This window comes from Saccharopolyspora hordei (genome assembly GCF_013410345.1).
Taxonomy (GTDB): Bacteria; Actinomycetota; Actinomycetes; order Mycobacteriales; family Pseudonocardiaceae; genus Saccharopolyspora; species Saccharopolyspora hordei.
Map to the genome: position 1 here is coordinate 5,109,068 of NZ_JACCFJ010000001.1, position 22,219 is coordinate 5,131,286.

Here is a 22,219-nt window from a genome sequence, read left to right on the forward strand (position 1 = left end):
AACCGGCCGGTCATTACTCGGAAGTCAAACCTTTGGTACACCAATCTTTCCTGGAAGTCGACCGCGCGCAACAGGGTGGCGAGCATCACACTTTGGCCCGAAGGTGGTAGGACGCCGCCACCTGCAGCCGGCGGACCAGGCAGGATCGGTCCAGTGGGGCTGGAGAACGGAGGGCACACCGTGCCGGAAGACGCCGCGCCGCTCGCAGCCTTCGGGTACGAGCTCGGGGTGCTCAAGCGCATCCGCCGCGCCGGCTGGTGGCACGCGGGCGTGCGCGACCCCGAGTCGGTGGCCGAGCACAGCACGCGGGTCGCGCAGCTGGCCGCGGTCCTCGCCGCCGAGGAGGGCGCGGACCCGGCCCGGGCTGCGCTGCTCGGGCTGTGGCACGACAGCCAGGAGACCCGCACCGGGGACCTCCCGCACACCACCAACGGCTACCTGACCAAGCCCGATCCGCGGCAGATCACCGCGGACCAGACCGCGGAGCTGCCGGAGCGGTCGCGGGAGATGATCCGTGGCGCGGTCGACGAGTACGAGACGCGGGAGACCACCGAGGCGCTGTGCGCCAAGGACGCCGACCGGCTGGAGATGCTGCTGCAGGCGGTGGAGTACCGCGACATCGGCGTCCAGCGGGTCGACGCCTGGATCGACTCCGCCCGCGCCGAGCTCAAGACCGCGACCGCGCAGCGCATCGCCGAGGCGGCCATCAACGCGTCCCCGCTGACCTGGCGCGGGGCCTGAAGCCGGGCCTCAGCGGGCGGTGAGGTAGGTGTCGAGGATCGGCGCGAGCTCGGGGCCGAGCCGGACCTCGTCGGCGGTCGTGACCCAGGCGTGCGCGTCGTGCTCGGTCAGGTGCACCTCACCGGCCGGCTCGACGACCACCGTGAAGGTGTGCTGGCGGTGGTAGCGGCCGCTCCGGGTGGTGTAGTCGAAGGAGCCCAGGTACCGGCCGACCCGGGTGACGCGCAGGCCGGTCTCCTCCCGCACCTCCCGGGTGAGCGCGGTGCGCAGGTCCTCACCGGGGTCGACCTTGCCGCCGGGGAACTCCCACTCGCCGCCGCGGGAGTCACCCGCGCACCGGCGCACCAGCAGGACCCGCCCGCCGACGTCGATGAGCGCTGCGACGATCTGCTGTTCCACGCCGTCGGCGGTGTCCTGGCGGGCCAGGGCGGCCATGTCGGCCACGTGCATGCGGAGTCCTCCCGAGCTTTCGCCCACGGTACCGCAGCGGACTGAACCGTTCCGCCGCAGCGCGACCCGCCCCACCGCAGCGCGGCGAACCCCGTCGCCACGAGAGCAGGCACGACCAGCCCCGCCACAGCGCACCAAACCTCGCCGCCACCAGAGCAGGCACGACCAGCTCTTCCTGGAGGACGCCTCGACGCGACATCGGCACCGCAGCACAGGCCCCGCCACGGCCCCCACCCGATCTCCCACAGCAGCCGTAGGCAGGCCGATCGGCGAACCGGGTTCGCGGCGTCGCGATTCCGCGAGCCGCGGTCGAGCCCTGCCACCCCCGCCGGGGTCGTGAGTGCGTGAACCGCCTCCAACCGGCTCACGCACTCACGACCCCTCGCCACGACGCAACCCGACCGCGATAGCCCCGCCGACGCGCACCGAGTGGCCAACCCCCGCATCCGAGGAGGCCACCACGAGACGGCGGGCGAAGCCCGGGCGAGCGTCCGAGTCCCCCAGTGCCTTGATCAGCAGCTCCCACTCGGGGCACGGGGGTCGTGAGTGCTCAAGCCGCCTCCAACCGGCTTGCGCACTCACGACCCCTCGCCACGGCGCACCGCGACCGCGGTGGGCCTAGCCTGGCCCGGCCCGCCGCCCGGCCGAGGCCGTGCCTCTCGCCGTGTCGCCCGTCGTGGTCAGTCACCGGATGCGAGACCGTCGCCGAGCCGGGGCAAGCCACGACCCGGGCCAGCGCTCGAGCACATCCGGTGCCGTGATCAGCGACTCCTGACTGGGGCACGGGGGTCGTGAGTGCTCAAGCCGCCTGCAACCGGCTTGCGCACTCACGACCCCTCGCGCGCCTCGGTCGCCGACACCGTCGAGAGCGTGGCGCCGCTGGGGCGTGGGCAGGTCAGCCGTCGCACACGGGGGTCGTCGGGACCGCCTTCGCGATCAGCCAGGACGACCTTCCGGGATCAGCCAGGACGACTCGGTGCCCTGATCAGCGGGAGCTCCCGTTCCGGGCCGGGTCGTGAGTGCCTAGGCCGCCTGCAGCCGGTCTGTGCACTCACGACCTCGTGTCGCGGCGCGGTTCGGCCGGGTCGAGGTGGTGGTGCGCGGTGGGTGCGGGGCGCGGGGCCGGCCTCGGTGACCGGATCGGACCGGGGTGGGGGCTCGGAGCCCACGAGCGGGGTGGAGGCTCGGAGTCCACAAAGCACAGCTGTTGTGGCGCGCTGATTGGGCGTGGCGGGCTTACCCTGCAACGCATGGCCTCCGAGTCACCGGACATCTGGGCGATGGCCGACCTGGCCACCCCGTTCGCGGTTCGGACCGCGGCCACCTTGCGAGTGCCCGACGTGGTGAAGGACGGCCCCGTCCCGCTCGCCGAGATCGCGCACCGCTGCCGGGCCGTGCCCGATCCGCTGGGGCGGGTGCTGCGGTTCCTGGTGCACCACGGCATGTTCACCGAACCGGAACCCGACGTCTTCGGCCCCAACGAGGCCTCCAACGCCCTGCGCAGCGACGTGCTCGACGGGCCGCGCCCCTGGCTGGACCTCGACGGCGCGATCGGCCGCGCCGACCTCGCGTTCGTCGAGCTCATCGAGCAGGTGCGCGGGCACCATCCCGCCTACCCGGCCGCGTTCGGCCGGTCCTTCTGGGAGGACCTGGCGCACAACCCGCAGCTGTCGGACTCCTACGAGACCGTGATGGAGACCAAGACGCACGGCATCGCCCCGCTGGTCGCGACCGCGCACGACTGGACCGGCTACCGCCGGATCGCCGACGTCGAAGGCGGCAAGGGCGTGCTGCTCGCGACCATCCTCCGCCAGCAGCCGGGGCTGCGCGGCGTCCTGGTCGACCTGGTCGGTCCGGCCCGCAACGCCACCGCGTACCTGCAGGAGCAGGGGGTGCTGGACCGCGCCGGGGTGGTGACGGCGAGCCTGTTCGAACCACTGCCCGTCACGGCCGACGCGATCATCCTCTGCGACGTGCTCGGCGACTGGGACGACGAGGACGCCGCCCGGATCCTGCGGCACTGCGGCCGGGCGCTGGAACCCGGTGGGCGGGTGCTGATCGTCGAACTGCTGCCCGACGTCGACCAGATGGCCACGTTCACCGAGATGGACCTGCGGATGATGGTCTACGTCGGCGGCCGGATGCGCGACCTCGACCGGACCCAGCAGGTCGCGGCCACCGCCGGGCTGTCCGTCGAGGACTTCACCCCCCTGGACAACGGCTACGCCATCATCGAGTGCCGCTCCGCGCACTAGCCAGCTTGGCGGCCAGCGACGCGCGCCACTCCTCCGGCAGGTCGGCCAGCCCGCGCTCGACGTGCTCGAGCAGTCCGTCACCCCGGTTCATCGACACCGCGAACACCTCAGCCACCTGCACCCCGTGCTCGGGCCGGGACAGCACCTCGACGGTGTCCCCCGCCGCGATCTCGCCCGGCTCCTCCACCGCGAGGTAGGCGCCGGTGCGGCCGTGCGCGCTGAACTGCTTCACCAAGGAGGGAACGTCCCAGAACCCGGCGAAGACCCGGCACGGCGTGCGCGGTCCGGTCACCCGGAGCACCGCCCCGCCGATCCGCCAGCGCTCACCGATGACCGCCGAGCTGCTGTCGACGCCGACCAGCGTGAGGTTCTCCCCCGCGTTGCCCGGCACCAGCTCCCGCCCCAGCACCTGCGACCAGTGCTCGAGCTCTTCCCGGTCGAAGGCGTACGCCGCCTGGTACCACGCGCCGTGGTGCTCGCGGTCGCACACCGTGTCCCCGCGCACCCCGGACCGCTCGAACAGCACCGGGTGCTGCACCGGCCGCTTGTCGATCCCGCTGCGGCCGACCCGCCCGGTCCACTCCTCGGTGCGCACGACCGCAACGTTCACCGACTGGACGATCCCCATGGTCGGAGAACCTACGTGGCGCCGTGCGCGCCACACCAACCCGTTTTCCGCGCACTCCGTCCGCGCGAGCGGCCGACCTGCGACGACGCAGCGACCTGTGCCCGAGACCACCTCCACGCGCCGAGGACCGGACGCTCCTCCCGACAGCGTGACCGGCCGGGTCGAGCTCCGGCGGCGGCGCAGGCCCCGGTCACCCGTCGCACGCGGTCGACCACGCTCGGAGGCGAACTCGCCTCGCGCTCAACGACTTCCGCTCCTCCGCGGCGCGCGGCGGCCGCGGTCCAGCCCGGCGGCAGCGAGCGGGGCGCCGAGGAGCCCCGTCCGCGCCGGGGACCGGACGCACGAGACGCCGCGCCCACGGCCCACTGTCTCCGCGACGGTCCCGAGACGCGTCCGGCGTCCGCCCGACGAGCCGACTCCCCCCGCCTCCACCCACACCGTCCACTGTGGAGCTCTGTGTCGACGAGCGCGTCGTCCCGGGGCGCCAACGGCGGGTGACCCGGCACGCTTTGCATTCCTCCTCTCCCTCCGGCATAACGGAATCGAGGTGCTGATCAGGGGGAGGACAACAATGCAGACCACCACGCACGACGACCTCGTGCTCCACCCCGCTGGTGACGGGGACTTCTCGACGCTCGCCGGCCTGCTCGGGACCGCCTACCACGACGAGCCCCGCATGGCCGCGCTGCTGCCCGACCGGACGCGCCGGGAACCCCGGCTGCGCAAGCTGTTCTCCCTCCTGCTGACCCGGGACCAGACCGCCGACATCGCGGTTCTGGGCGAGCAGCCGCGTGCTGCCGCGGTGTGGGACCGGCCCGGTGCGCAGGAACCCCCGCTCGGTCGCCGCATCGCGCACCTGCCCGCGCTGCTCTCCCTGTTCCGGTGGCGGATCCCCGACACGGCGCGGGCGATCGAGGCGTTCACCGCCAGCGAGAACCACCGCCCGGACGAACCGCACTGGCACCTGTTCGCCCTCGGCACCGATCCCCGGGCGCGCGGGCGCGGACTCGCCCGCGCGCTGCTGACGAACGGGCTCGCCCGCGCCGACGCCCACGACACACCCGTGTACCTGGAGACCGCCACGCACGCCGGGGTCGCGCACTTCGAGCGGTTCGGCTTCCGCGTGATCCACGAGTTCCCGGTCTCCGGCGGGCTGACCGTCTACGGCATGTGGCGTCCCGCCCGCCCCTGAGGCGGGCGCGTCAGGGGCGCAGCCCGGCCACCAGGTCCGCCGGGGCGAAGCGGACCGGGAATGGTCGCTGCGGCTCGAACAGCTCGTCACCGACCACCCGCGCCACCCGCTGGTAGTCGCTGCCCCCGACCAGTTCCCACGCCGTCACCGACGGGACCTCCAGGTCCGGGTCCACCAGCCAGAAGTGCCGGCTGCCCAACCTGGCGTGGGCGGCCTTGCGCAGGCTGGTGTCGTTCAACCGGCTGCTCGGCGAGGCCACCTCGACCGCGAGCACCGGTGCCGCCGGCAGGTCCTTCAGCGTCAGGTCGGTGTAGCGGGCGACCACGAGGTCCGGCCGCAACTCGGTGTAGAGGTCCTGGCGCACCGCGAACGGTGCGGTGAGCACCCGGTACTCGGGCGGGCTCGCCCGGTGCAGGCGCACGAACAGCGCCCCGAGCGCTTCCTGGTGCGGCCACCCCACCGCCGGGCTCACCAGCAGTTCGCCGTCGACGAGCTCGTAGCGGCGTCCGTCCTCCGGGAACGCCTCCAGGTCCTGGACCGTGAACCGACGGCTGCCCAGGTCGATCGACATCGCGTGCTCCCTCCACTCGTGCACCGCCCCGGTCTTCCGGGGCCCGCTCATGAAGAGGAGCGAGGCCGCCGCACAGATGCAGCCGACGTCGATGATCACTCGAACGGGACGTGAAGAGCCCCCGAACGCGAGAAGTGGGCGGGACCCGACGCCAGGGTTCCCGCCCACTCGCACCATCGCGATCTTTCCGACACCCCGCCACAGGGCCGCTGGTGCGTCTCGGGTGGCCGGCCCCGGAGGGCCGGCCACGGTCTCACACTGTCAGTGGAACTGCGCGGTCTCGGTCGAGCCGGCCAGCGCCGTGGTCGACGAGTCCGGGTTCACCGCGGTGCTGATGAGGTCGAAGTACCCGGTGCCCGCCTCGCGCTGGTGGCGGGTCGCGGTGTAGCCGTCGGCCTCGGCGGCGAACTCGCGCTCCTGCAGGTCCACGTAGGAGGTCATGCCGTCCGCCGCGTAGCCCTTGGCCAGGTCGAACATGCTGTAGTTCAGCGCGTGGAAGCCGGCCAGCGTGATGAACTGGAACTTGTAGCCCATGTGGCCCAGCTCGCGCTGGAACTTGGCGATGGTCGCGTCGTCCAGGTTCTTCTTCCAGTTGAACGACGGCGAGCAGTTGTAGGCCAGCATCTGGTCCGGGTACTTGGCCTTGACCGCCTCGGCGAACTTGCGGGCCACCTCCAGGTCCGGCGTGGAGGTCTCCATCCAGATCAGGTCCGCGTGCGGCGCGTAGGCCAGCGCACGGGTGATGCACGGCTCGATGCCGTTGCGGACCTTGTAGAAGCCCTCCGGCGTGCGCTCACCGGTGGTGTACTGCTGGTCGCGCTCGTCGACGTCGCTGGTCAGCAGGGTCGCGGCCTGCGCGTCGGTGCGGGCGATGACCAGGGACGGCACGCCGGCGACGTCCGCGGCCAGGCGCGCGGCGTTGAGCGTCTTGACGTGCTGGCTGGTCGGGATGAGAACCTTGCCGCCCAGGTGGCCGCACTTCTTCTCGGAGGCCAGCTGGTCCTCCCAGTGCACGCCCGCCGCACCGGCGGCGATCATGGCCTTCATCAGCTCGTAGGCGTTGAGGACACCACCGAAGCCGGCCTCGGCGTCAGCGACGATCGGCGCCATCCAGTGGATGTCCTGGCTCTCGCCCTCCGGCGCCTCCGGGTCCAGGGCCTCGGACCAGTTGATCTGGTCGGCGCGCTTGAGGGCGTTGTTGATGCGGCGCACGACCGCGGGAACCGAGTTGGCCGGGTAGAGGCTCTGGTCCGGGTAGGTCTCGCCCGCCAGGTTGGCGTCGGCGGCGACCTGCCAGCCGGACAGGTAGATGGCCTGCAGGCCGGCGCGGACCTGCTGGACGGCCTGGTTGCCGGTCAGCGCGCCCAGGGCGTTGATGTAGTCGGTCTCGTGCAGCAGCTTCCAGAGCCGCTCGGCGCCCTGCCGGGCGAGGGTGTGCTCCTCACGAACCGAGCCGCGGAGGCGGATCACGGTCTCGGCGGAGTGGGTGCGCTCGATGCCCTTCCACCGCGGGTTGGTGTCCCAGTCGCGCTGCAGTTCCTCAGCGGCCTGCTTCGCCTGCTCGCGGATGCTCATCTTGTTCCCCTTCCGGGCTCTCCTGCGGCCTGTTGGTTCCAAGCTTCACCCGACGTCCAGCGAAACACGACCGGATTTCCCAGTTAATTTTCGCGATTTTTCTGCTAAGCTCAACGGCATGACGGAGTTCGCCTCGGAAGAAGACCGCAACTTTTCGACGGAACACGACCTCCTGGTGTTCGGTCAGCGGCTGCGCCACTTGCGTCGCGCCGCCGGGCTCACCCTCGTCGAGCTGGGCGAACGTGTCGGTCGCGCCCCCTCGCAGCTGTCGCTGCTGGAGAACGGCCACCGCGAGCCGAAGCTGTCCCTGCTGCGCGCCCTGGCCGAGGCGCTGGGCACCTCCGTCGACGAGCTGCTGTCCAAGAAGCCGCCGAACCGGCGCGCCGAGCTGGAGATCGCGGTGGAGCGGGCGCAGCTCGACCCGATCTACCAGCGGCTGGGCCTGCCACCGCTCAAGGTCGGCAAGCGGGTCCCCACCGAGGCGCTGGAGCACGTGCTCGGGCTCTACGAGGAGCTCAAGCGCCGGGAGACCAAGCAGGTCGCCACGCCCGAGGAGGCACGCAAGGCCAACGCCGAGCTGCGCCGGATGATGCGCGAGCACGGCAACTACTTCCCCGAGATCGAGAAGGCGGCCGCGGGCATCCTCAACGACATCGGCTACCACGGCGGGCCGCTGTCGGAGGGGCAGATCCAGGCGATCGCCACCCACCTCGGCTACGCGCTGCGGTTCGTCAACGACCTCCCCCGCTCGGTCCGCTCCGTCACCGACCTGAAGAACCGCCGCATCTTCCTGCGCCGCGAGTCACTGGGCATGCACAGCCCGCGCACCATCCTGCTGCAGACCCTCGGCCACCTCACCCTCGGCCACAGCCAGCCCCGCGACTTCGCGGACTTCCTGCGGCAGCGCGTCGAGGCGAACTACTTCGCCGCGGCCGTCCTGGTGCCCGAGCAGGCGGCGGTGCCGTTCCTGCAGGAGGCCAAGGCCGAGCGCGACATCGCGGTGGAGGACCTGCGGGACGTCTTCTCGGTGTCCTACGAGATGGCCGCGCACCGCTTCACCAACCTGGCCACCCAGTACCTGGACCTGGTCTGCCACTTCGTGCGCAACGACGAGACCGGGATCATCTACAAGGCCTACGAGAACGACGGCCTGGTGTTCCCCAGCGACCCGACCGGCGCGATCGAGGGGCAGCGGATGTGCCGGTACTGGGCGGGGCGCCAGGTCTTCGCCTCCCCGGACCGCTACTCGACCTACTACCAGTACACCGACAAGCCCGGGGCGACCCACTGGTGCGTCGCGCACGTCGACCCCAGCCGCGGGCGCGACTTCGCGATCACCCTCGGCGTCCCCTACGCCGAGTCGCGCTGGTTCCGCGGGCGCGACACCAACAACCACTCGAAGTCCCGGTGCCCCAACGGCGAGTGCTGCCAGCGCCCGCCGGCGGACCTGGCCAGCCGGTGGGAGGGCATGGTGTGGCCGTCGGCGCGGGCGCACTCGCACGTGCTCGCCGCGCTGCCCGCGGACACCTTCCCCGGTGTCGACGAGGCCGACGTGTACGCGTTCGTGGAGGCGCACCAGGACTGACCCCGACCGCGGCACGCCCCCACGACCGGTGGGGGCGTGCGCGGGGCGCGGTGGCGCTACTTCTTGCCCTTGGCCTTGTCGTCCTTGGACTCGTCGGTGGACAGCGCCGCGACGAAGGCCTCCTGCGGGACCTCGACCCGGCCGATGGTCTTCATCCGCTTCTTGCCTTCCTTCTGCTTCTCCAGCAGCTTGCGCTTCCGGCTGATGTCACCGCCGTAGCACTTGGCGAGCACGTCCTTGCGGATCGCGCGGATGGTCTCGCGGGCGATGACCCGCGAACCGATCGCCGCCTGGATCGGCACCTCGAACTGCTGGCGCGGGATGAGCTCGCGCAGCTTCGAGGCCATCTTCGTGCCGTAGGCGTAGGCGGCGTCGCGGTGCACGATCGCGCTGAAGGCGTCCACCGGCTCACCCTGCAACAGGATGTCGACCTTGACCAGGTTCGACGACTGCAGGCCCGACTCCTCGTAGTCCATCGAGGCGTAGCCGCGGGTGCGCGACTTGAGCTGGTCGAAGAAGTCGAACACGATCTCCGCCAGCGGCAGGGTGTAGCGCAGCTCGACGCGGGTCTCCGACAGGTAGTCCATCCCGGACAGCTGCCCGCGGCGGCTCTGGCACAGCTCCATGATCGCGCCGACGAACTCCGACGGCGCGATGACGGTGCACTTCGCGACCGGCTCGCGGACGTCCTTGATCTTGCCCTCCGGCCAGTCCGAGGGGTTGGTGACGGTCAGCTCGCTGCCGTCCTCCATCTCCACCTGGTAGACGACGTTCGGCGCGGTGGAGATCAGGTTCAGGCCGAACTCGCGCTCCAGCCGGTCGCGGGTGATCTCCAGGTGCAGCAGGCCGAGGAACCCGCAGCGGAACCCGAAGCCCAGCGCCCCGGAGGTCTCCGGTTCGTAGGTCAGCGCGGCGTCGTTGAGCTGCAGCTTGTCCAGCGCCTCGCGCAGCAGCGGGTAGTCGGAGCCGTCCACCGGGTACAGCCCGGAGTACACCATCGGCTTGGGCTCGCGGTAGCCGCTCAGCGGCTCCTCCGCGCCCTTGCGCTCGGCGGTGATGGTGTCACCGACCTTGGACTGGCGGACGTCCTTCACCCCGGTGATCAGGTAGCCGACCTCGCCGACCCCGAGGCCCTCCGAGGGCTTCGGCTCCGGCGAGATGATGCCCACCTCGAGCAGCTCGTGGGTGGCGCCGGTGGACATCATCCGGATCCGCTGCCGCGGGGTGATCTTGCCGTCCACCACCCGGATGTAGGTGACCACGCCGCGGTAGGTGTCGTAGACCGAGTCGAAGATCATGGCGCGCGGCGGGGCGTCGGCGTCGCCCTCCGGTGCCGGGACCTGCTGCACGACCGCGTCGAGCACCGCGTCGACGCCCTCACCGGTCTTGGCCGACACGCGCAGCACGTCCTCCGGCTCGCAGCCGATGATGTGCGCCAGCTCCGCGGCGTACCTCTCCGGCTCCGCCGCGGGCAGGTCGATCTTGTTGAGCACGGGGATGATCTGCAGGTCGTGCTCCATCGCCAGGTACAGGTTGGCGAGCGTCTGCGCCTCGATCCCCTGCGCGGCGTCGACCAGCAGGATCGCGCCCTCGCACGCGGCCAGCGACCGGCTCACCTCGTAGGTGAAGTCGACGTGGCCCGGGGTGTCGATCATGTGGAGCACGTGCTCGACACCGTCGACGGTCCACGGCAGGCGCACGTTCTGCGCCTTGATCGTGATGCCGCGCTCCCGCTCGATGTCCATCCGGTCGAGGTACTGGGCCCGGTAGGCGCGTTCCTCCAGCACACCGGTGAGCTGCAGCATCCGGTCGGCCAGCGTCGACTTGCCGTGGTCGATGTGCGCGATGATGCAGAAGTTCCGGATCCGCTCCGGGGGCGTGAACGTGGTGTCGGCGAAACTGCTCACTCAGTGTTCCTCGCGGATGTCGGCTGGTGCGGGGTTCACCCCATGGTCCCATGACACGCCGAGTGCCCGATGCCCAACTCCGGGTCAACGCTCCCGACCGGTCGCACCGGGCGCCTGCGCGGGCGAGGAACCGGTGGTTACGGTTGACGCCTGATCACCAGCACCACCCGGGAGGACGTCGCGATGTCGTCGGGCCTGACGCTGCCCAAGGCCGAGCTGCACCTGCACATCGAAGGCACCCTGGAGCCGGAGCTGGTGTTCGACCTCGCCCGCCGCAACGGCGTGGCACTGCCCTTCGAGACCGTCGAGGACCTGCGCCGCCGGTACGTCTTCGACGACCTGCAGTCCTTCCTCGACCTCTACTACCTGGCGATGGCCGTGCTGCGCACCGCCCAGGACTTCACCGACCTCACCGACGCCTACCTGGCCAAGGCCCGCGAGCAGGGCGTGCGGCACGCGGAGATCTTCTTCGACCCGCAGGCCCACACCTCCCGCGGCGTCGCGCTGTCGGAGGTGGTGGCCGGACTCACCGCCGCGCTGCGGACCAGCCGGGAGCGCTTCGGCATCTCCACCCGGCTCATCGCGTGCTTCCTGCGCGACCGCGGACCGGAGGAGGCGCTGGCGACCTGGGAGGCCCTGCAGCCGCACCTGGAGCAGATCGACGGCGTCGGCCTGGACTCCGCCGAGGTGGGGCACCCGCCGCAGCTGTTCGAGCCGGTGTTCGCCCGGGCCCGCGACGCGGGGCTGCACGTGGTCGCGCACGCCGGCGAGGAAGGGCCGCCGGAGTACGTCTGGCAGGCCATCGACGTGCTCGGCGTGGAGCGCGTGGACCACGGGATCCGGTCGGTGGAGGACCGCGCGCTGCTCCACCGCCTGGCCACCGACCGCACCCCGCTGACCGTGTGCCCGCTGTCCAACGTCCGGCTGCGCTGCGTGCCGGAGCTGTCCCGGCACCCGCTGCCGAAGCTGCTCGACGCCGGGCTGCTGGTGACGGTCAACTCCGACGACCCGTCCTACTTCGGCGGCTACGTCGGGGACAACTTCGTGGCGCTGCGGGACGCGCTGGGGCTCGACGACGCGACGCTGCGGCAGCTCGCCGCCGACTCGTTCCGGGCGTCCTTCCTGCCCGAGGGGGACCGCGACGCCCTGATCGCCGAGGTCCGGTAGCGCCTCACGTCCGCTCGCCCAGCCTCCTCGCAGGCGCGCAGGGCGGCGACGCGCTCGGCGGGGGACAGCCCGAGCACCACGGTCCGCCACGCCCGAGGCGCTCCCAGCGAGCCACGCCCGGAACGGTCCGGCGTGCGCTCGAGCGCCCCGGCCGCTGCCGGCTCGCTGACCGCGGTGGGTGCGATCTCCAGCCGCACGGCCAGCTCGTTGGTCATCCTCGGCCCGTTCTCGAACACGAAGGACGTCACCATGCCCCGCCTGACCGGGACTCACGGCTGTCCGGCCACGAGCGGGAACTCGTCGCCGCCCTGACCGGTGCGGTCGTCTGCGGGGACTGGGCGCGGGACCTGGTGCACGTCCGGCGGGAAGGCCTACCGAGCGGGCACTGGGGAGTGGGCGGGACCACCGACTCCGCGGTCGGGGTGCGCGAGGGCGTCTTCGACCGGCCCGACGCGCAGCAGACCACCGCCCGGCCCGGCGAGGGGATCACCAACGCCGGCTCGCGACGGTCGAGCCGACCGCCTCACCCGCGGAACGCACCTTCACCGGGGGCCAGCGCGCGCGGTGACCTCAGCGGTGGCGGACGTCGACGCGCAGCGGGTGGTCCTCCGGGATCTGCACCAGCACGATCCGCATGCCGTCCGGGTCGGCGATCCAGGCCTCGTCCAGGCCCCACGGCTTGCGCTCGGGCTCGGCCAGCACCGTGACGCCCCGCTCGCGCAGCTGGTCGAACTCGGCGCGGACGTCGCGCACCTGCACCCAGAGCACCTGGTCGGGGCTCGGCCCCGGGCCACCGGTGCCGGAGACCTCCAGCAGCCCCTGCCCCAGGAAGAACACCGTGCCACCGGGGAACTCCCGGGCGATCGCCAACCCGAGCACGTCCCGGTAGAACCGCACCGACCGGTCCCGGTCCCGCGGCCGGAGGATCAAGCGGCTGGCCAAGACATCCATGCCCCATTCCTACCCGGCCGCACCCCGGACCGCCGGGGCGGCTCGGCCCGCGGGGCTCAGGCGAGGCCCAGCAGCACCACGCCGGTGAGCACGACGACCGCCCCGGTCATCCGGCGGCCGGGCTGGGACTCACCCAGGAAGCGCCAGGCCAGCAGGCCCGCGATGACGATGCTCAGCTCCCGCGCCGGGGCCACCAGGCTCACCGGGGCGAGCTGCATCGCGCACAGGACGAGGACGTAGGCCAGCGGCGACAGCAGTGCCACCGCCAGCACGGCCGCACGGTGCCGGGACCAGACCGCGGCGAGGTGCGCGCGGCGGCGGGCCGCGTACGGGGCGAGCAGTCCCGAGCGCGTGAGGTTGTTCGCCCAGTCGTACAGCAGCGGCGACAGCGCCAGGCCGGTCACCGCGTAGGCGTCCCACACCGTGTAGACCGCGATGAGCGCACCGGTCAGCACGCCGAAGCCGATCCCGGCCAGGCCCGCGCCGGAGCGCGGCACGCCGTCGGACAGCCCGATCACGAGCACGCCCGCGATCACCAGCAGCCCGCCGGCCACGCCGAGCCACCCGGGCCGCTCGCCGAGCACCAGCACCGCGATGACCATCGCCAGCATCGGCCCGGTGCCGCGGGCCAGCGGGTACACCACCGACATGTCGCCGACCGCGTAGCCGCGCTGCAGCAGCAGGAAGTAGCCGAGGTGCACGAGCGCGCTGACCAGCACCCCGAGCGCCCAGTCGCCCAGCGGCGGGACGCCCTGCCAGAGCAGCACCCCGGCGGCCACCGGCAGGTACAGGGCCGCGGAGCAGGTCGCGGTCAGCCAGACGAACCCGGCGCCCGCCGACCCGGCGCGCTTGGCGAAGAAGTTCCAGCCCGCGTGGGCGAACGCGGCGGCGACGACGAGGAGCACGGCGACCAGACCCATCGGAACCCTCTCCGTGCCGCGCGGGCGCGCGACATCGGGGTTCCTCCAGGTTTTTGCGCGGTCGCTCCCGTTCCGCGACCGCCGGTGCCGCTCGGACCAGTCCCCCCGCGCTCCTGGTCGTGGTGGTCCGCGGCGGAGCGGGGGCGGAACCCCAGTCACAACCGGTGGTGATGCTACGCCCCGGCCGCAACCTTCCAGCCGAGGCTCAGGACGAGGCCGACGACCACGGTCAGGAAGACGCGGCGGACGAAACCGGAGCCGCGCCGAGCGGCCAGCGCCGCGCCGAGCACGCTGCCCGCGACGTTGCCGGCCGCCATCACCAGCCCCAGTCCCCACAGGACCTTGCCCGCGGGCACGAAGAAGACCAGCGCGCCGATGTTGGTCGCGACGTTGACCACCTTCGCCGTGGCCGACGCCGTCACGAACGCGAACCCGACCAGGCCGACCAGCAGGAACACCAGGAACGACCCGGTGCCGGGCCCGGCGATGCCGTCCCAGAACCCGATCAGCGCGCCGCCGGCGAGCATCACGAGCAGCTGGACGCGGCGCTGGAAGCGCGGCGCGTCCACCGACCCGAGGTCGGGCTTGCGCCAGGTGTGGACGCCCACGGCCACCAGGGCGGCGAGCACGACGACGTTGAGCACGGCGGACGGCAGCGCGTTGGCGAGCGCCGCGCCGCCCAGCGAGCCCAGCAGCGCCACCAGCGCCATCGGCAGGGCCGCGCGCCAGTCGATCGGGGTGCGCTTGGCGTAGGTCCGGGCGGCCGCGGCGGTCCCGGCGATCGCGGCGACCTTGTTGGTGGCCAGCGAGTGGATCACTTCACCGCCGGGCATGAGCAGCAGCATCGCGGGCAGCTGGATCAGCCCGCCACCGCCCACGATCGCGTCGACCGCCCCGGCGAGGAACGCCGCCGCGCACAGCAGGAGCACTCCGGCGAGCGAGAGGTCGGCGAAACCGGGCCAGTCCAGGGCGTCGAGCACGACGACCGACCCTATGGTCTGCCGCGGCCGGATCCGAGCCGATGTGATCGCTCTCGCGCAGTCGGCCCGGCCGACGTCTGTCCAGGTCGTCGCTGTAGCATGGTCGACCGTGCCGTGCGGCGTTCCGCCAGGGAGGAAACCTGCCTGCGGGCAGGGCCGTTGAAGCGCGGCACGACCGTTCGGAAGAGACTGAGAGAAGGCGGTACCAGTGGCCAACATCAAGTCCCAGATCAAGCGGATCCGGACCAACGAGAAGAACCGGCAGCGCAACAAGGCCGTGAAGTCCTCGCTGAAGACCGCGATCCGCAAGTTCCGCGAGGCCGCTGCCGCCGGCGACAAGGAGAAGGCGATCGAGCTGCAGCGGGCCGCGAGCCGCGCGCTGGACAAGGCCGCCAGCAAGGGTGTCATCCACCGCAACCAGGCCGCCAACAAGAAGTCCGCTCTCGCGCGCCGCGTCAACCAGCTCTGACGTCAGCTGGACCCACGGCCCCTTCCCGCGCTGCGGGGAGGGGCCGTTCGCGTGTCACGGGCGCTGGCCGCGCAGCTCGACCAGGCGCAGGACGGTGCGCTCCAGGGCGTAGGTGGCGTCCGCGGCCATGCCCTTGACGTCGGCGTTGACCTCGGCGACGGCCTGCAGCGCGGCCGCGAGGCTGGTGGGGCTCCAGCCCCGGGACTGGGCCAGCGCCTTCTTCACCTTCCACGCGGGCATGCCGAGCTCGCCGGCGAGGCGGAACGGGTCGTTGCGGCCGCCGGCCGCCGCGACCCGGCCGATGGTGCGCACCGAGTCCGCCAGCGCGTCGGCGATCAGCACGTGCGGCACGCCGAGCTGCACCGCCCAGCGCAGCGCCTCCAGCGCGGCCGCGCGGTCGCCGGTCACCGCCTTCTCGGCGACCGCGAAGCCGGTGACCTCCGCCCGGCCCCGGTGGTAGCGGCGCACCGCGGTCTCGTCGACCTTCCCGCCGGTGTCGGCGACCAGCTGCGTCGCGGCCGCGGAGAGCTCGCGGAGGTCCGAGCCGACCGTCTCGATGAGCGCCGACACGGCGGCCGCGTTCGCCTTGCCGCCGGCCCTGCGGATCTCGTCCTTGACGAAGGCCTCCCGCTCGGCGGGCTTGGTGACCTTGGCGCACTCGGTGACGCGCGCACCCAGCTTGCGCAGTTCCTTGGGCAGCTCCTTGGCGTGCTTCGAGCGCCCGCCACCGGAGTGCACGACGACGAGCGTCACACCGTCGACCGGGTCCTTGGCGTGGGAGAGCAGCGCTTCGGCGATCTCCTTGCCCGCGTCCTGCGCGGCCTCCAGCACCAGCACCCGGGCCTCCGCGAACAGCGACGGACTGAGCATCTCGGCCAGCTCGGGAGGGGTGAGTTCACTCACCTTGACCCGGCGCAGCTCGGCCTCCGGGTCCGCCGCGCGGGCCGCGCCGACCGCAGCCCACATCGCGCGTTCCACCAGCAGTTCCTCGTCTCCGAGGACCAGGTGCAGCGGTTCGGTGACCACGGACGGTGAGCTCATGCAGGCATCGTCGCACGCGCCCGCGACGATCCCGCCATCTGGATCGGCCTGGCCAGGACCTGGCGCGATCCACTAGCGTTGCGAGCACAACCGAAGAGCTCATCCAGAGGGGCAGAGGGAACGGCCCGATGAAGCCCCGGCAACCGTTCGTCCGGCGAATCGTGGTTCTCAGCGCGAGGTCACCGGCGAAAGCGGTGCCAATTCCGACCCGTCCGCGGGACAGATGAGGAGAGGACCTCGCGATGACCGTTGCTGCCCAGCGCACGACCAAGACCATCGACCTCGGCAACGCTGTCGAACTGGTGTCCAAGGAAGAGGGGCACCGCCAGCCGCTGGCTCCCGAGTTCGTCTCGCTGGAAGACTTCTCGCCGCTGGAAGTCGCCTACGACTTCCCGAAGCTGCGCCGCGAGGACATCGAGGCCGGTCCCCGGTCGATCTGGCGCTACAAGCAGCTGCTCCCGGTGCCCTCCAACGTGGAGGAGCACCCGAACACCGACCCCGGCTGTACCCGCTTGATCCGGGCCGACAACCTCGCCAAGGCACTGGGCGTGAAGCGGATCTGGGTCAAGGACGACACCGGTAACCCGACGCACTCGTTCAAGGACCGCGTGGTCGCCGTCGCGCTGGCCGCCGCGCGCGAGTTCGGGTTCAAGGTGCTCGCGTGCCCGTCGACGGGCAACCTCGCCAACGCGGTGGCCGCGGCCGCCGCCCGCGCCGGCTGGGACTCGGTGGTGCTGGTGCCGAAGTCCCTCGAGCGCGCCAAGATCTTGATGAGCGCCGTCTACGACGGCTCGCTGCTCGCCGTCGACGGCAACTACGACGACGTCAACCGCCTGGCCACCGAGCTGGCCGGGGAGCACGAGGACTGGGCGTTCGTCAACGTCAACGTCCGTCCCTACTACTCGGAGGGCTCCAAGACCCTCGCCTTCGAGGTCGCCGAGCAGCTCGGCTGGCGCATCCCCGAGCAGATCGTGGTGCCGATCGCCTCCGGCTCCCAGCTGACCAAGGTCTACAAGGGCTTCAACGAGCTCGGTGAGACCGGCCTGGTGGAGCCGAGCCCGGTGCGGATCTTCGGTGCGCAGGCCACCGGCTGCTCCCCGGTGTCGACCGCGTTCAAGAACGGCCACGACGTGGTGCAGCCGGTCCGGCCGGACACCATCGCGCGCTCGCTGGCGATCGGGGCGCCCGCCGACGGGCCGTACGTGCTGGACATCGTGCGCAAGACCAACGGCGCCATCGAGGACGTCACCGACGACGAGGTCCGCGAGGGCATCAAGCTGCTGGCCAAGACCGAGGGCATCTTCGCCGAGACCGCCGGTGGGGTCACCGTGGCCACCGCGAAGAAGCTCATCGAGGCAGGCAAGATCGACCCGGACGCCGAGACCGTCCTGCTCATCACCGGTGACGGGCTGAAGACGCTGGACGCCGTCCAGGACCAGATCGGCCCGAAGGCCACCGTGGCCCCGACGACCGAGGCGGTCAACGCGGCCCTCGGCCTGTGACCCACGACCTGGACTGCGGACGCGGCGCCATCGCACAGCGGTGGCGCCGCGTCCTTCGTGGACTGCCTCCGTCTGCTCGGTGGGGAATTCGCGCGCGGTGAGCGCGGTTCCGGGCGTAGCCTGTGCTGACCCTGCCCGACGGGACCGGTGGGTCGCGCGCGACCACGGTGCCCCGGTCGGCGTGGAACGCCCGAGGAGAGCTCATGACGCCCACCGCCGTGGTCGAGCAGTGCACCGTCGCCGACGAGGCCAGCGGCCCGTACGCGATCACCGCCGGACCGGACGGCGCGCTCTGGTTCACCCTGGTCCGCGGCAGCGGCATCGGCCGTCTGGTGCCCGGCTCCGAGCCCACCCGCTTCCCGCTCGGCCCGGACCGCGGGCCGACGATCATCGTCCCCGGTCCGGACGGTGCCCTGTGGTTCACCGAGTACCAGGCCCACCGGATCGGCCGGATCACCACCGACGGCGCGGTCGACGAGCACCCACTGCCCACTTCGGACTCGGGGCCGTACGGCATCGCCGCCGGACCGGACGGCGCGCTGTGGTTCACCGAGACCGCCGCCGACCGGATCGGCCGCATCACCCCGGACGGGCAGGTGCGCGAGTTCACCCTCCCGATCACCGGCGGCTTCCCGTCCGCGATCACCGCGGGCGCCGACGGCGGGATGTGGTTCACCCTCAACCAGGCCAGCGCCATCGGCCGGATCGGCGCCGAGGGCGAGGTCACCGTGCACCCGCTGCCCACGGACGCGGCCGGGCCGGTCGGGATCACGGCCGGGCCGGACGGCGCGCTCTGGTTCGTCGAGATCGCCGCGGGCCAGGTCGGGAGTATCACCCCGGACGGCGCGATCGACGAGTTCCCGCTGCCCGACCGCACTGCCCGGCCGCACGCCATCACCTCCGGCGCTGACGGCAGGCTGTGGTTCACCGAGTGGGCCGGCAACCGGATCGGCTCGATCACCACCGAGGGCGTCGTCGAGACGCACGACCTGCCCACTCCCGGGTCCGAACCGCACGGCATCACGCTCGGGCCCGACGGTGCGCTGTGGGCGGCGCTGGAGTTCGGTGCGCTCGCTCGGATCACCTCCTCGTCCTCGGTCGACGCCCACCGCTGATCCTCCGGCGGGCGTTCACCGGTCCACCGCGCGCAGCGGGTCGCCCCGTGACACGTGCCGGGGGCCGTGCGGTCCCGGCAGGATCGCGATGTCGCCTTCGTGGTCGGTGCGCAGCACCGCCGTGCCCGCGCGGGCGAGCGTGTCCACCACGAACGGGCTGGGGTGGCCGTAGCTGTTGCCGTCACCGACGCTGATCACCGCCGTCCTCGGTCGCACCGCGCTGAGGAACCTCGGCGTGGTGTACCGGGACCCGTGGTGCGGCACCTTGAGCACGTCCGCCCGCAGGTCCACCCCGGACGAGAGCAGGCGCCCCTGGGCCGGGAGCTCGACGTCCCCGGTGAGCAGCAACCGCCCCGCCGGTGTGGTGGCCAGCAGCACGATCGAGGCGTCGTTGGCGTCCTCGGCCGTCTGCGTCCGCGCGAGCGCCGGGTCCGGCGCCAGCACGTCGAGCACCAGGCCCGGCCAGCTCGCCCGCTGCCCGGACTGCATCGGCACGACCGGCACCCGGTGCGCACGGGCGTTCCGCACCACCTCCCGCATCGCCCACGCCGGTTCCCGCAGCGGCCCGACCGCCACCGCGCCGACCGCGAACTCGCCCAGCAGACCGGCGAGCCCGCCGATGTGGTCGGCGTGCAGGTGCGTCAGCACCGCCAGCGGCACCCGGCGCACCCCGAGCCGCTGCAGGCAGGCCGTGGCCCGCTCCACGTCCGGACCGGTGTCGACCACCACCGCCTCCTCCGGCCGCCCGGTGGCGAGCACGAGCCCGTCGCCCTGCCCGACGTCGCAGGCCACCATGCTCCAGCCCGGGACCGGCCACCCCGAGACCGCGTTGCGCACCGGCACCAGGACGAGCACCACGAGCAGCAGCGCCACCGACACCAGGACGCGGATCCGCTTGCCGCGCAACGCGATCAGCACCACGAGCAGCAGTCCCGCCAGCAGCAGCCCACCGGCCGTGCCGGGCAGCCAGTCGACGGCCCCACCGGGCACGGCGGCTGCGCGGTCGGCGACCAGCACCAGCCACTCCAGCTCCGGCGCGGCGAGCCAGGTGAACGTGCCCGCCAGCCACGCGGACAGCGGGGCGACCACCGTGGCCAGCACCCCGAACACGGTCGCCGGGGCGACGACCGGCCCGGCGAGCAGGTTCGCCGGGACCGCGACGAGGCTGACCGTCCCGGACAGCGCGGCGACCAGCGGAGCCGTGACGACGTGCGCCGCCAGCGGCACCGCGACGGCCTCGGCCGCACCGATCGGGACACCGCGGTCCCGCAGCCCCGCCGCCCACGCCGGGGCGAGCAGGACCAACCCGGCCGTCGCCGCGACGGACAGGGCGAACCCCGGTGAGGTCGCCAGCTCCGGCAACAGCAGGAGCAGGCCGATCACGCTCGCGGACAGCACCGGCAGCGCCGACCGGCGTCTGCCCAGGGCCAGCGCCAGCAGGGAGATCGCCCCCATCGCGGCCGCGCGCAGCACGCTCGGTTCCGGGCCCGCCAGGACGACGAACCCGACGAGCGCCGCGCCCGCGCCCAGCACCGACAGCACCGGCCCCGCGCCGACCAGGTGCAGCAGCAGGAGCACGGCACCGCACACGATCGCCAGGTTGGCGCCCGAGACGGCCATGAGGTGGGTGAGACCCGCGGCGTCGAAGTCCTGCGCCACCTCGGGCGGCAGCCCACTGGTGTCGCCGATGACCAGCCCCGGGAGCAGCCCGGCCGCAGCGGGGCCCAGCTCGGCGGCCGCCGTGCTGCGCAGCCCCTCACGCAGGTCCGCCGCCGCACGTTGCCACCCCGGTGCCGGCGCCACCTCGGCGGGTGCGTCGAAGACCTGCACCGCGGCGATCGTGAGCTCACCCGGTCTCGGTGGCGCGGCCTTGCCGTGGACGGTCACCCGCTGCCCGGCGATGAGCTCCCGCCACTGCGCGGTCGGCACCAGCAGCACCACCGGCCCCCCGGCCCGCACGTGCCGGCCCCGGACCTCGGCCGTCTCCAGCTCGGCCCGGACCAGTGCGCGGTCCTGCGCCCGCCGCGCCCCGAAGGACGGGCCGTGGAGCGGGACCGGTGCGCTGGTCAGGGTCACCCGCGCCGTCAGCCGCTCGCCGTGGTGGGCGGCCTGGCGCACCGGGTGGTGCTCGGCGCGGTGCGCCCGGACGGCCATGCCGGCCGCGGTCACCCCGGCCAGCAGCAGGACGACCAGAGCTCCCCTCGCCCACGCCCGGTGCCGCGCCGCCGGGACCACCAGCGGGACCACCAGCAGCGCGAGCGCCGCCAGCGCCGCCGCGGCGGTCCAGCCCACCAGCAGGCCGACCAGCGTCACCGCCCACACCGCGGCCGCGGCCGGTGCCAGGCGCAGGTCGAGCCCGGGGCTCACACCCGCACCAGGTCCCGCAGCCGGGCGAAGCGCGAGCTGCCGATGCCCTCGATCTCCCGCAGCTGCTCCACCGAGTCGAACCGGCCGTGCTCGGTCCGCCACTGCACGATGCGCTTGGCGGTGACCTCGCCGATACCTGGCAGTTCATCGAGCTGCTCCTCCGTGGCGGTGTTCAGGTCGACCTTCCCGTCACCGCTCTGTCCCGCCTGGGCTTGCGGCGGCACGGGCACGGCGACGTAGAGCTGCTCACCGTCGGACAGGCGGCGAGCGAGGTTGAGCCCGGTCAGGTCGGTGTCCGGCAGCGCTCCACCGGCGGCTTCGACCGCGTCGGCGACGCGGCTGCCGGGCTCGACCGTGACCAGCCCCGGGCGCGCGACCCGGCCGACGACGCTGACCACCAGGTCCGGTTCGGACGCGGTGGTCACGGGCGGCGGTGGCGCGGGCAGGACCGGTGGTGGCGCGGGTTCGGCGTCGGACCGAGAAGTCCACGCCATCGCGGCGACGCCGAGCAGCAGCACCCCGGCCACGAGGGCGAGCGCCAGCACACCCGCCCGGCCGGGGTCCACTCTGGACCTCAGCAGGGACTCGGGCAGCCAGCGTTCGGCGAGCCGGCGCAGGCGCGTGCGCGGCACGGGTTCCGGCGGGGCCACCGAGTAGCCCGGCCCGGCGCGCTCCGCGGCGTCATCGCGAGCGGCGTGCCGGCCCAAGGTCTGCAGCCTGCTGCGCGGGTCGAGGTCTTCGTCGGGTTCAGCGGTCGTGCGGAATGCGTGTGCGTGCACCATGGCGACGACGGTAGAGCACAC

19 protein-coding genes and 1 riboswitch are annotated in these 22,219 nt (G+C 72.7%); of the genes, 8 read left to right on the plus strand and 11 right to left on the minus strand.

Annotation, left to right across the window (positions count from 1 at the left end; all coding sequences use genetic code 11):
* Positions 1–153: 153 nt before the first annotated feature.
* The gene (locus HNR68_RS23415; RefSeq protein ID WP_380573572.1) at positions 154–741 is read left to right on the plus strand and encodes an HD domain-containing protein; all 588 of its coding nucleotides are present in this window, start codon (positions 154–156) and stop codon (positions 739–741) included.
* 9 nt (positions 742–750) lie between these two features.
* On the opposite strand, the gene HNR68_RS23420 is transcribed toward HNR68_RS23415, so the two are convergent.
* Complete coding sequence (locus HNR68_RS23420) at positions 751–1,191, minus strand: NUDIX domain-containing protein (RefSeq protein WP_179723895.1); 441 nt, start codon at positions 1,189–1,191, stop codon at positions 751–753.
* A 1,250-nt stretch (positions 1,192–2,441) separates the two neighbouring features.
* Between HNR68_RS23420 and HNR68_RS23425 the strand changes: the two genes are divergently transcribed.
* Complete coding sequence (locus HNR68_RS23425) at positions 2,442–3,446, plus strand: methyltransferase (RefSeq protein ID WP_246330522.1); 1,005 nt, start codon at positions 2,442–2,444, stop codon at positions 3,444–3,446.
* On the opposite strand, the gene HNR68_RS23430 is transcribed toward HNR68_RS23425, so the two are convergent.
* A complete protein-coding gene (locus HNR68_RS23430) occupies positions 3,421–4,056 on the minus strand; it encodes an MOSC domain-containing protein (RefSeq protein WP_343050357.1) in 636 nt (211 codons plus the stop codon). The genes HNR68_RS23425 and HNR68_RS23430 overlap by 26 nt on opposite strands.
* A gap of 589 nt (positions 4,057–4,645) precedes the next feature.
* Between HNR68_RS23430 and HNR68_RS23435 the strand changes: the two genes are divergently transcribed.
* The gene (locus tag HNR68_RS23435) at positions 4,646–5,266 is read left to right on the plus strand and encodes a GNAT family N-acetyltransferase (RefSeq protein ID WP_179723897.1); all 621 of its coding nucleotides are present in this window, start codon (positions 4,646–4,648) and stop codon (positions 5,264–5,266) included.
* Between the two features lie 10 nt (positions 5,267–5,276).
* Here the strand turns inward: HNR68_RS23435 and HNR68_RS23440 are convergent, their stop codons facing one another.
* Both HNR68_RS23440 and aceA read right to left on the minus strand, forming a co-directional pair.
* A complete protein-coding gene (locus tag HNR68_RS23440) occupies positions 5,277–5,837 on the minus strand; it encodes a Uma2 family endonuclease (protein WP_179723898.1) in 561 nt (186 codons plus the stop codon).
* A 261-nt stretch (positions 5,838–6,098) separates the two neighbouring features.
* Positions 6,099–7,412 (minus strand): isocitrate lyase, encoded by a 1,314-nt coding sequence (gene aceA / locus HNR68_RS23445; RefSeq protein ID WP_179723899.1) that lies wholly within the window; start codon positions 7,410–7,412, stop codon positions 6,099–6,101.
* A 118-nt stretch (positions 7,413–7,530) separates the two neighbouring features.
* On the opposite strand from aceA, the gene HNR68_RS23450 reads away from it, so the two are divergent.
* Positions 7,531–8,997: a helix-turn-helix transcriptional regulator gene (locus HNR68_RS23450; protein WP_179723900.1), complete on the plus strand. Its 1,467-nt coding sequence runs from the start codon at positions 7,531–7,533 to the stop codon at positions 8,995–8,997.
* A 56-nt stretch (positions 8,998–9,053) separates the two neighbouring features.
* Here the strand turns inward: HNR68_RS23450 and lepA are convergent, their stop codons facing one another.
* On the minus strand, positions 9,054–10,904 hold the full coding sequence (gene lepA, locus HNR68_RS23455) for a translation elongation factor 4 (RefSeq protein ID WP_179723901.1): 1,851 nt from the start codon (positions 10,902–10,904) through the stop codon (positions 9,054–9,056).
* 183 nt (positions 10,905–11,087) lie between these two features.
* Here lepA and HNR68_RS23460 point away from each other — a divergent pair, with 183 nt between their 5' ends.
* The gene (locus tag HNR68_RS23460) at positions 11,088–12,071 is read left to right on the plus strand and encodes an adenosine deaminase (RefSeq protein WP_179723902.1); all 984 of its coding nucleotides are present in this window, start codon (positions 11,088–11,090) and stop codon (positions 12,069–12,071) included.
* Between the two features lie 570 nt (positions 12,072–12,641).
* Here HNR68_RS23460 and HNR68_RS23465 read toward each other — a convergent pair.
* From HNR68_RS23465 to HNR68_RS23475, 3 genes are all read right to left on the minus strand, one after another.
* On the minus strand, positions 12,642–13,022 hold the full coding sequence (locus HNR68_RS23465; RefSeq protein WP_179723903.1) for a VOC family protein: 381 nt from the start codon (positions 13,020–13,022) through the stop codon (positions 12,642–12,644).
* A gap of 56 nt (positions 13,023–13,078) precedes the next feature.
* Entirely contained in the window at positions 13,079–13,942 is an 864-nt protein-coding gene (locus tag HNR68_RS23470) for an EamA family transporter (protein ID WP_179723904.1), read from the minus strand.
* A gap of 173 nt (positions 13,943–14,115) precedes the next feature.
* Complete coding sequence (locus HNR68_RS23475) at positions 14,116–14,922, minus strand: TSUP family transporter (protein WP_179723905.1); 807 nt, start codon at positions 14,920–14,922, stop codon at positions 14,116–14,118.
* Positions 14,923–15,130: 208 nt separating this feature from the next.
* Here HNR68_RS23475 and rpsT point away from each other — a divergent pair, with 208 nt between their 5' ends.
* Positions 15,131–15,391 carry a 30S ribosomal protein S20 gene (gene rpsT, locus HNR68_RS23480; protein ID WP_179723906.1) on the plus strand — a complete coding sequence of 87 codons (261 nt, stop codon included), beginning with the start codon at positions 15,131–15,133 and terminating at the stop codon, positions 15,389–15,391.
* A 54-nt stretch (positions 15,392–15,445) separates the two neighbouring features.
* Here rpsT and holA read toward each other — a convergent pair whose 3' ends face one another.
* Positions 15,446–16,432, minus strand: coding sequence for a DNA polymerase III subunit delta (gene holA / locus HNR68_RS23485; RefSeq protein ID WP_179723907.1), 987 nt, complete (start codon positions 16,430–16,432; stop codon positions 15,446–15,448).
* Between the two features lie 96 nt (positions 16,433–16,528).
* A riboswitch (SAM riboswitch) is annotated at positions 16,529–16,662 on the plus strand.
* Between the two features lie 12 nt (positions 16,663–16,674).
* On the opposite strand from holA, the gene thrC reads away from it, so the two are divergent.
* On the plus strand, positions 16,675–17,934 hold the full coding sequence (thrC, locus tag HNR68_RS23490; protein WP_179723908.1) for a threonine synthase: 1,260 nt from the start codon (positions 16,675–16,677) through the stop codon (positions 17,932–17,934).
* Between the two features lie 203 nt (positions 17,935–18,137).
* Complete coding sequence (locus tag HNR68_RS23495; protein ID WP_179723909.1) at positions 18,138–19,049, plus strand: Vgb family protein; 912 nt, start codon at positions 18,138–18,140, stop codon at positions 19,047–19,049.
* A 15-nt stretch (positions 19,050–19,064) separates the two neighbouring features.
* On the opposite strand, the gene HNR68_RS23500 is transcribed toward HNR68_RS23495, so the two are convergent.
* Together HNR68_RS23500 and HNR68_RS23505 are read right to left on the minus strand one after the other, a co-directional pair.
* Positions 19,065–21,416: a DNA internalization-related competence protein ComEC/Rec2 gene (locus tag HNR68_RS23500; protein WP_179723910.1), complete on the minus strand. Its 2,352-nt coding sequence runs from the start codon at positions 21,414–21,416 to the stop codon at positions 19,065–19,067.
* Positions 21,413–22,198, minus strand: a complete 786-nt coding sequence (locus HNR68_RS23505; protein WP_179723911.1) for a ComEA family DNA-binding protein — start codon at positions 22,196–22,198, stop codon at positions 21,413–21,415. Before HNR68_RS23505 ends, HNR68_RS23500 begins: the two co-directional genes overlap by 4 nt.
* Between the last annotated feature and the right edge of the window lie 21 nt (positions 22,199–22,219).